Source organism: Metasolibacillus meyeri (assembly GCF_003049505.1).
Taxonomy (GTDB): Bacteria; Bacillota; Bacilli; order Bacillales_A; family Planococcaceae; genus Metasolibacillus; species Metasolibacillus meyeri.
Window position 1 is genome coordinate 18697 of the sequence record NZ_PYWN01000027.1, and the last position, 9789, is coordinate 28485.

The following is a 9789-nucleotide window of genomic DNA, read 5'->3' on the forward strand; positions in this document are numbered from 1 at the left end:
GGAGGTGAGATATTGAAATTAGGAGAAATAAATTATAACGTAAAGCCTGATAAACCAAAAATTTTTCTATGCAAGCCCGATAAAAAGACAATCGGCCGAATTCATGAGGCTTATGATATTACATATGATAAAAAATTATCGGTATTGAACGAGCTATCGTTTAAGATACCTACTGTCATCGTTGAAGATGGTGTTCCTATGAATAATGCCAACATAGAAAACATTAAACATCGGTATTTATTTAAATTGAAATATGGACATGTGACAGAATATTTCCTTATTAATAATTCAGACAAATCCTACAATAATGATGAATATGTGCAGTTCACTGCCCTATCATTGGGTGTTCAATTAAGCGATAAAAATATAAGAAGTTTTGAAGTTGTAAGTAAGAATCTATCTGAAATCGTAAACGAGATTTTATCTTCAGTGAATACCAATTGGAAACTAGGCTATGTTGACAGTTATTTTGAAAATATATTTAGAAGTTATGAAGTTTCCTCTAATAATATATTAGAAATTATTTATGAATTGGCTAACATGTGGAATGCTTTAATAGTCTGGGACTCGATTAACTGTACGATTAGCTTTTACAAGCCCGAGAGTATGGGCAATAATAAAGGTTTTTTCATTCGGGATGGCAAGTATTTAGAAAGCTTCAACCTTTCTACTAACACCATTGAAACAATCACTAGGCTAAAGGCTTATGGACAAGATGGACTTTCAATCCATCGCCTAAATCCTACTGGGCAAGCCTATATAGAGGATTACAGATATTATATGTATCCTTTTCAACAGAAAAACGGCCATGTCGTGAATCACTCAGAATATATGAGCGATGCCTTATGTATCGCTTTAGAAAATTATCAGCAATTAATTGAATCTCTATCTGAACAATTCGCCAATTTAACAGCAGCAGTCACTCATCAACAAGCCATTGTGCAAACAGAAGAGCAAAAATTAAGTGTCTTGCATACAGAAAAAACAATCATTGAAAATGAATTGGATATTTCAAATGCTAATTTCCAATCCCATACTACTGAACACGCCAACATTATCCACCGTTTAGAGCTGAAAAGAACCCAAGTTTCCCTACAAGAATCCTTTATTCGAGATTTAAAATACCAATTAAATGATTACGCAAATAAATTATCCATCTTAAAAACTCAATTATTAAGAGAAAATAATTTCTCATCAGACGAATTAAAAGAACTGTCTCATTTTGAAATTGAAAAAGAATATGTTAATGATGCCATTATTGATGAAGAGGACTTATTGGAGGAAGCAAAAGAGGTTTTTCGACAATACCTTGAGCCAAAAGTGAAATTAGATATGAGCTTAGTCGATTTTTTAAGCATTGTTGAAGCTCAAAATGATTGGGATAAGCTTGGTTTAGGCGATGTTGTTAGCGTTCGTTATGATAGGCTTCAGGTTGAGATAAAAACTAAAATTACCGAAATTAGACACAGCTTTGAAGACGGTTCTATTTCACTGACAATCTCTAATGAAATTGACGAAAAGAACACGTGGCTAGAACAATTAAATAAAGCGGGAAGTACCTCTACCCTCGTTCAAATGGAAAAATGGAAATGGGATTTATCTAAAGAAAATAACGGTGCAATCAATGACATTATTAATAACAAATGGGATTCTTTAAAAAATGCCATTATGGCAGGATACAATCAACAAATTGAGATCAGTGAACGCGGCATCATTGTAAAGGATTTAGAAGATCCTTTAAGCTGGCTAGTCATTCAAAATGGCTTTTTAGCGATAACCAATGATAACGGAAATAGCTGGAAGCATGCCATTTCGAAAGATGGTATTTTCGGTGAGCGCATTTTTGGCAAAATCATCTCAGGCGTTAATTTAATGATTGAGGATGAATCTGGCATTTGGATTACACGTGGCTCTAGAACTACTATCTTTAATAGACAAGGTGACGAGGTGATGAGATTAGGCCTTGTATCCGATAACCAGTTTGATGAGAACGGCAATTTAATTCCACAAGACCATGAATGTTTTGGTCTTGTCTCATGGAACAACGCTACAAGAGTCGCACTAACTACATGCGAAGGTTTCTCTGTCAGTAAAAGAGATGGGAGCGATTGGAAAAAGGTTCTGTGGGCAAATACAGATGGCACCTTGTATTCTCGCAATATGGTTGCAGAGAATATCAAAGTTGTAAACAATCTAGACAAAATCATTTTAGATGCTGAAAATAATTACTTTAATATCGGTTTATTTGACAAAATTGTTGCAGATGGAAAATTAACGACGCTTGAAAAATTAGATATGATTAAAGAGTTATATAAAATTCATTCTGATTATAAGCTGTTGCTACAACAAGCAGAAAAATATATAAGAAGTGCAAGAGATAACTATACAGATGTCGAGGGAGCATTCGATACATTTACTCGAACCTTCCCTACTGTTCACTCAACTACGGATAGATATTCAACAAGCGCTTTAAAAAATGCTTATCTACAATTATTAACTTATCTATCAAGCTACATAAAAGTCATTAATAATGGCTATTTAGAAGCGCAGAATTTATTAATTGATATGACCGACCCCTTAACTGAATCTACAAGCATCATTGAAAATCGCGGCCAATTTGTTCAAATGTTTAAAAATTACTATGATGAAGCAACTAGACTTCGACAAGCAATTGAGGATTCCCTATTCTACTCTGGCATTCAAATGGGCAGATATCATAATAATTTAATTATGAATGATTTTGGCTTTATTGCGGTTCGAAATGATGGAAAGTATAGAGCTTATTTAAATGCGACCAATGGACTTGCACTGCAAAAATGGGAAAATAACAAATGGGTTAGTAAATTATTTGCAACGCTTGGAGACCCGAATTGGGAAGATGGTACGCTCTATGCAGAGGGCTTAGTCACTAAAAATTTACGCATCGTTGATGGGGATTTAGGTGATGCGATTACATTCGATTGGATGGAAGGAATCACCATTATCGGCCGCAATGGTGAAGTGATTAAGTTAAATGCCAATGAGGCTATATCCATCTATGTGGATGGGGATCGAAAATTCTATGTGGGTACGGACGGCAGGCTTTATGCGAAAGATATCACTACGCATAATTTAAAAATAGTTGATGGCTTCTTAGGTGAAAAAATTATATTCGACCAAGATGAAGGTATCACGATTAACGGTAACAATGGGCAACAAATTAGATTAAATGCCAATGAAGGAATCGCCATTGATGTATCTGGTGATAAGCGCTTTTGGATTGGTACAGATGGTATGCTGTATGCTAAAAAACTCATTGTTATGGATGACTTAAATGACCCAATAGCGATTGATGGAAGCTTTATTTCTGACTTAACCGTAAATAAATTGCTTACACTTAATTCCAGTTCCCCTCAAGATGTTGTCCATATTGAAGATAACTATATTAAGCTTAAAACCCAATATAGTGGAGAAGGCTCAGACACGACAAAATTCAAGCTTCACTTTAATGGAAGTGGCACTTCTGCATACCCTGAAATGATTTGGGGTGCTGAGAGTGGTGGCGAGTTAGGGAAAATATACAAAGACAATAATAAATTTGCATTTGAATACTCCCCTCCTAACTTCCAAAGCAAATTCCTCATGAACCAAACGGACACAGAAGGCGATGGCCAAGCTATGCTGCTACAGACTACAGGTGGCATTAGACTTGATGCTCAAACAAGAGCCGTTATGAGAACTGGAACTAATGAATATGTTCGAGTAGTAAAAGGTGAAGATGTTGCCATGAAATTTGGAGAAGCAACCGTTATGATTAAAAATGGAGAAATTTTATTATCGCTAAACGCAAGCACCTACATTAAACTCTCTTCAAGCGGCATAGAAATGAAAGGAGCTAAAATTGACCTCAACTAAGAGGTTGGTTTTAGCTTTTCCTATTAAGAGGTGAAACAATGGCAAAAGTAGCATTAGCTGATGTGAAAATTGTACAAGCGACAGCGACAGACCATATTATATATACAAAAACAGAACAAGATGGTTACCACCCTCGAACATGCCCTGTTGGATACATGGATTATCAAACTGGACGGTGTGGTTATACTAATGCTTTTGGGGTATGGATAGACATGTGGATTCCTGGTGAACCAAAATACCAAGATGTTGACTATAAAATAGATGCTAAGATTGATGGAAGCGTAACTGCAACAGTGACAAATGTAAAAATAAATGGACAAACCCCCATTGTCAAAGGTGATAAAACTAAAGAAACAGATAGTTACACTATTCCAGGTGGTGGAACATATAAGAATGGTAAGCACGAAAATATAACGACAGGCAGTGTAACTGGCGGAAATTCAAAGAATGTCTATGTGAATGGTAAACTATTGGCTGTAGCTGATAATGAAGTAACAACTCACGTTTCATCTGTAAAGACAAAAATCGGAACACAGGGGCTTAGTACGAATGTAAATGTAGGCTCATAAAAGGAGGTGAAATTTTGACAACGAAACAACCAATTAGCTACTTAGAGTTTAATAATCCTATTCATATCATTTGGAGAAAAGGAACGCCAAATGACCCTTTTGTTGATCGTTTAGACATTACACGTGTAGTAAATCAGCGTATAGCACTACTAGAAATCCCTGATAAAGTATATCGTGTAAGAATATCAGGAATGTTTGAAGTAAATCATGAAAAATACATAAAGCATAGCTTAGAAAAAAACGAATTCTATTGTGATTATACAAATGGGTTCGTTTTTTTTCATGCAGAAAAAGAAGCTGAAACAGTATCTGTTATGTACCGCGGCAGAGGTGTTCTACTCTATCCAAGTAACAGAATTATGCACTATGATAAGTCAGCTAGCGAATCTCTCTATGAAATTATAGAAAAATCGAAAGAACAAGTAAAAGAGCTGATTGATCGAACTGAAGATTTTGAAGACATAATGGACCGAATGATTGTCGCGATTAATTCTACCAACCATGCAGCAAATAATGCCCTTATGGCCACAGAAGAAGCAAAAAAGGCAACGAAATTAGTTGATGATGCTTATAACACAACCGTTCTTATCTACCAGCCATATGTGCAAACAGAAAGTGCTATTAGAACAACATACCCGAATCCCCAGGTTGGCTGGACAGTTCAAGTATACGACTCTGGAATACGCTATCGCTGGAATGGTATGGATTGGATTCCGATTGATGCATTAGGTGGAAATATTCCTAAGGCAACTAGTACATATGACGGTCTGATGTCCAAAGAGCATTATATCAAGCTAGAGGAGATTAGCGAAAAAACGGATTACAATGCGATTGTCTTCATTTGTCCCCAAGAAATCTTGCAAGGTATTCAAGACCCTCACAATGTCTATCCTTTTAACGGAGAAATTATAGATGTTCAAGCATTCGTTTCTAAAAAAGGAACACTTGCTACAGAAATAGATATTGAAACATCGGAAGATTGGTCTACATGGACATCCATTCTTGATAAGCCTTTATGTATTGATGCAGAAAACCACAAAGATAATGGAACTCATACAATTACTAAAACAAAAGTCAAAGCCAATGATGTATTCAGATTGAATGTCCCCTCTTTCAATATTGACGCTTTTAATCTGACAGTAAATATAAAAATAAAAATTGATTAAGAAAGAAGGAATTTATTTATGACAAACGCACCTATCGTATCATGGTATGAAGGCACTAATGAAAAAGTAAGTGAGGTAAAAAGTACAGTAAATTATGATACTGTTGATGCAGATTCACAGTCTCTTGTAAAGGTTTTTTACATTTGGAACAATCGTGGAGGTACAGAGGATTGCTCTAAAATGGAAGAAGTAACATTTACAACTCGTGACCGCAATGGTAGTGATGGAAGCGCAGAAGGAAAAGTCGTTGAAGCTGTTCGTGATAATTGGTTTCAGGTACGAGTTGATAGCTTGAATGAAACTGCATTTGTGCCTGTTGGTAAAGGCGGGGTTGGAACGCAAAATCCAAATGGTACAAAGGACTTAGGAACTACAGGTACTACAACGAATGTCAATGCTGCTACTGCTCAAGTTTGGTCTGCATCCCAGCCACTAGCACTAAACACTTATGTACAACCAACAAATGCGAATGGATTTATTTACAAAGTAACTAAAGCAGGTACAACAGATGTGACAGAGCCATCATCTTGGGTAACTGTAGAAGGAAATCCCGTTTTTGATGGAACAGTGGAATATGTAGCAGTTCGAATCGAGGTCACACCAAACGCTAGAGAGATTTTAGGCTTTGCCAATCAAACATTGGATAATGGCACTAATGCCGATTTAGCAGGTGGTAACTTTGTTAAAATTTCTGTGTATGCAGACGTACCGATTGACGCTAGTGCAGGGAAAAATTTATTAGTACAACGTGTTTCCTATCGCTACGTATAATAAAAAATGACTTTTTACAGGGTAAGGGGTATCGTCCCTTGCCCTATTTTTTATGAAATTTTCACAAAAAGAACTTCAATGCAATGAAGGAGATTGATAGAAATGATATTTGTAGATGCAAGAAACTATCAAGCAATTAGCTTACCTTTTAATTGGGCAGCTGATTATGCAAATGGAAAAAATTACACCGAGTATGACCTACTCACACATAAAAAAAATGACTTTTACTTAATACAGAAAAATCAGGTCATTCGTTTTGGTTTGTTCGGTCAAGGAATGAAGCTTTTTTTCGAAATCGCAGATGGTTCTTTCAATTTAAATGGAAAAAGAGTTGAAATTGAATACCATGCAGAAAATGGAGAGATTCTTCATTTAACAACAAATTTTACAAACAAAGACCTTATCACTTATAAAGAGGCTTATACTGATTATAGCAATGTGCAAGGCTCTCATAAATCTAATATAAAATCTATTAACTTTGGTTACAAAACCATATATCAAAAAAATGATATCCAACTATTCTTCCAACCTATTGTCGCCCTTCCCTTTAATGCAAGTGCCTTTATCGAAGTAAAACTAACTTCAAATAAAGACTTAAATGGCTATTTAGTATTTAAGTCAAGAGGCTTCGAAGTAGAGCGCTTCTATGCCCCGCTAGAGGCTAACAAAGCAGGTCAAATTAATTGGACGATTAAACACTAGAAAGCGAGGAAACTATATGACAACTGTAGGCGATAACTTAGAACGTAAAGAGATAGGCTTGCCTATTGGTGTTTCAGGTACTCACAATAATACAGAAATTGATGCAGCAACAGGCTATTTACGATTAGCACAGGTGGATACTGATGGTCAAGGAAACCCTGTTTACGCAGAACAAGGCACTTGGATTTCAGATGTGATTAATTTAGAGGATAAGTTTCATGATTTTGAAAAGGTATTTAGCAACAGTATTGATAATGGCACTAGTTCAATCGCCATTTTAACAAGATTCTCAGATAATAATATAGATTGGTCTGACTGGATTGCTGCTGGTTATGATGGCGCTATCCTCTCCGATACAAAACAATACATTCAAATTAGAATTGACTTGTCTGCAGGGTTTGTGACGGATGTTTTTTTAGTTGCTAATTCAGATTTTGAGAGTAATGCGTTTGTTGAAGATTCGAATGGGCTAAGATTAAAGCGTAATTATCAGCATGACATGCCAATTGATTCAACATGGGTTGATGCAGGGAGTTTATATAAGAAGAAAATTATTCGTGATGAATGGGTGAGGATTGATAGATTACAGGTGGTGAGCAAAGAATGAACGGAAAAGTAAAATTAGACCCAACAACAAAATCTGCATCTGCAATAATTACAGATGATTTAACAATTGAGAACGGATTAGCTAAGGCTGATACTCCAGAATCAAAAGGAAGATTATATTTTGAAGCTAAATATTTAATTAATTCGTATAATATTATTGGTGTGTGTTTAGATTCATTTGATTCTAAAACATATAGTATGCCCCAATTATCACCTAGTATAAACATGTGGACTTATGAAGCAACTCGTGGTTATATGCAATATAATAATGCATACAACCATTTATATGGAGATTCAATAGGCAATATTCCATGTATTTTGGGAGTAGGACTTGATTTAGACTTAGGTGAAATCGAATTTTTTATAGATGGCATATCTCAAGGAATTGCATTTATAACTATTCCAACAGGTGTAGAAATATATCCATTAATTGGTTTAAATAGCGGTAGTAAAGCAATACTAAATTTTGGAGATACAGATTTTGAGTTTGGTTTGCCTAATGGGTATAGAGCATGGCAAGATAGTATTAAAAATAAATCACTTATTTTACATGATGGTGAGTATAAGAGATATACACACAAAATAGATGCACACTTTATCAAAAGAAGCAAAACAGGCTTTACCTCTAATACATTTGATTCTGACATTGTAACAACTTCATCATCATTTTCTTCCTCAAGAGATGGATGGTGTGCTTTTGATGGAGATATAACAGGAGGAACAAGTTGGTCTACTGCGGTAGGCGTTACTCAAGCTTGGTTAAAATATAGTTTTGCTTCATCTACTAGGTTAAATAAATATATTATTCGTGGAAATATAGATTCTACTTATAGTTCAAGAAATCCTAAAAATTGGACATTCGAAGGCTCAAATAATGACACTGACTGGGATATTTTAGACACAAGAGAAAATACAGTGTTCGGTTTCAGTGAAAGAAAAGAATTTGTATTTAATAATTCGATAAAATACAAGCATTACAGATTGAATATTTTAGAAAATAATGGTGATTCAGGACATATACAAATTGATGAAATAGAATTTCTTGAATTTATTCCCTACCAAAAAGAAGAGTGGACAACAATTTCATCCACTCTCCCCACTTCAACTCAATTTTTAGAGCAAGGCATGGATAATCTATCTCCCCTACTTGACCGCAAAGTGACAGAATTAGAGTCTATTACTATGGAAGATAAAAGTGAGATGCTAGGAGAAAACGCAACAGGGAAAGTGTTTGGTAAGACTATAGATTTAAATAAATATTTTGATATAAGATATATAGGAATTAAAGAATACACTACAGGTTCTTTAACACTAAAAGCAGATGATAAGTACCGTATAGTAACAATTGATAAAAAAAGAAAGAATCTAAATATGACTTCAAATACTGCCCCTTCTCCATTAGTTGCTAGTGCGAGTGGTACTATTCATACACTCTTTAATCCATATAGAGCATTTGATGGCTCTACTACAGGCTCAAATATTGGATGGGGAGTAAGCACTAGAAGTGGATGGTTGCAAATTGATTTTGGTAAAAAAACAAATATTTGCGGATTTACTTTGCACTCAGGTAAAAATGGTGGTTACTACCTTCATGATTCTTCCCCAAGAAATTTTAAATTAATTGGTTCATATGATGGGATAGAATGGAAAGATATAAATGAATATATTACAACTTGGGTTGGTAATAATGCAAATAATATATCAAAGAAGTTTGAATGTAATTATGTTAATTACAGATACTACAGATTAGTAATCAATTCTACTAACTCAACAAATATTTATGTGGGAGAAATGTTTTTTGAGGAATTTGAATTAAAAATGAATGAATACCCTCTAAGTAACAGCAATTTACTTGAAGCTACTAGTAATAACATTCTATTCAGCTTATTGTTTGATAAGAAAAACTACATTCTACAAAATACTGTTTCAGAAAATGAAGAAGGTCTTTGGACAACTCAATTAAATAAAAAACCACTCAGCATTAGTTTTAATTAATGCTGAGTTTTATTTTGACTTCTTAATACAATATGAAAGACTAACTATATAAAGTCAAGTAAGAAATGAAAAAATCTTTGAAAGTG

General features: G+C 34.7%; 7 protein-coding genes. All 7 read left to right on the top strand.

What is annotated here, in order from left to right; genetic code table 11:
* Window positions 1–12: 12 nt before the first annotated feature.
* The 7 genes from C9J34_RS04220 (at window position 13) to C9J34_RS04250 (ending at window position 9703) form a co-directional block, all read left to right on the top strand.
* On the top strand, window positions 13–3894 hold the full coding sequence (locus tag C9J34_RS04220) for a phage tail protein (RefSeq protein ID WP_107838615.1): 3882 nt from the start codon (window positions 13–15) through the stop codon (window positions 3892–3894).
* Window positions 3895–3932: 38 nt separating this feature from the next.
* The gene (locus C9J34_RS04225; RefSeq protein WP_107838616.1) at window positions 3933–4463 is read left to right on the top strand and encodes a hypothetical protein; all 531 of its coding nucleotides are present in this window, start codon (window positions 3933–3935) and stop codon (window positions 4461–4463) included.
* Window positions 4464–4477: 14 nt separating this feature from the next.
* A complete protein-coding gene (locus tag C9J34_RS04230) occupies window positions 4478–5629 on the top strand; it encodes a hypothetical protein (protein WP_107838617.1) in 1152 nt (383 codons plus the stop codon).
* Window positions 5630–5647: 18 nt separating this feature from the next.
* On the top strand, window positions 5648–6400 hold the full coding sequence (locus C9J34_RS04235; protein WP_107838618.1) for a hypothetical protein: 753 nt from the start codon (window positions 5648–5650) through the stop codon (window positions 6398–6400).
* Window positions 6401–6502: 102 nt separating this feature from the next.
* The gene (locus tag C9J34_RS04240) at window positions 6503–7102 is read left to right on the top strand and encodes a hypothetical protein (protein WP_107838619.1); all 600 of its coding nucleotides are present in this window, start codon (window positions 6503–6505) and stop codon (window positions 7100–7102) included.
* Between the two features lie 16 nt (window positions 7103–7118).
* Entirely contained in the window at window positions 7119–7709 is a 591-nt protein-coding gene (locus C9J34_RS04245) for a hypothetical protein (RefSeq protein WP_107838620.1), read from the top strand.
* Complete coding sequence (locus tag C9J34_RS04250) at window positions 7706–9703, top strand: discoidin domain-containing protein (protein ID WP_107838621.1); 1998 nt, start codon at window positions 7706–7708, stop codon at window positions 9701–9703. Before C9J34_RS04245 ends, C9J34_RS04250 begins: the two co-directional genes overlap by 4 nt.
* Window positions 9704–9789 lie beyond the last annotated feature (86 nt).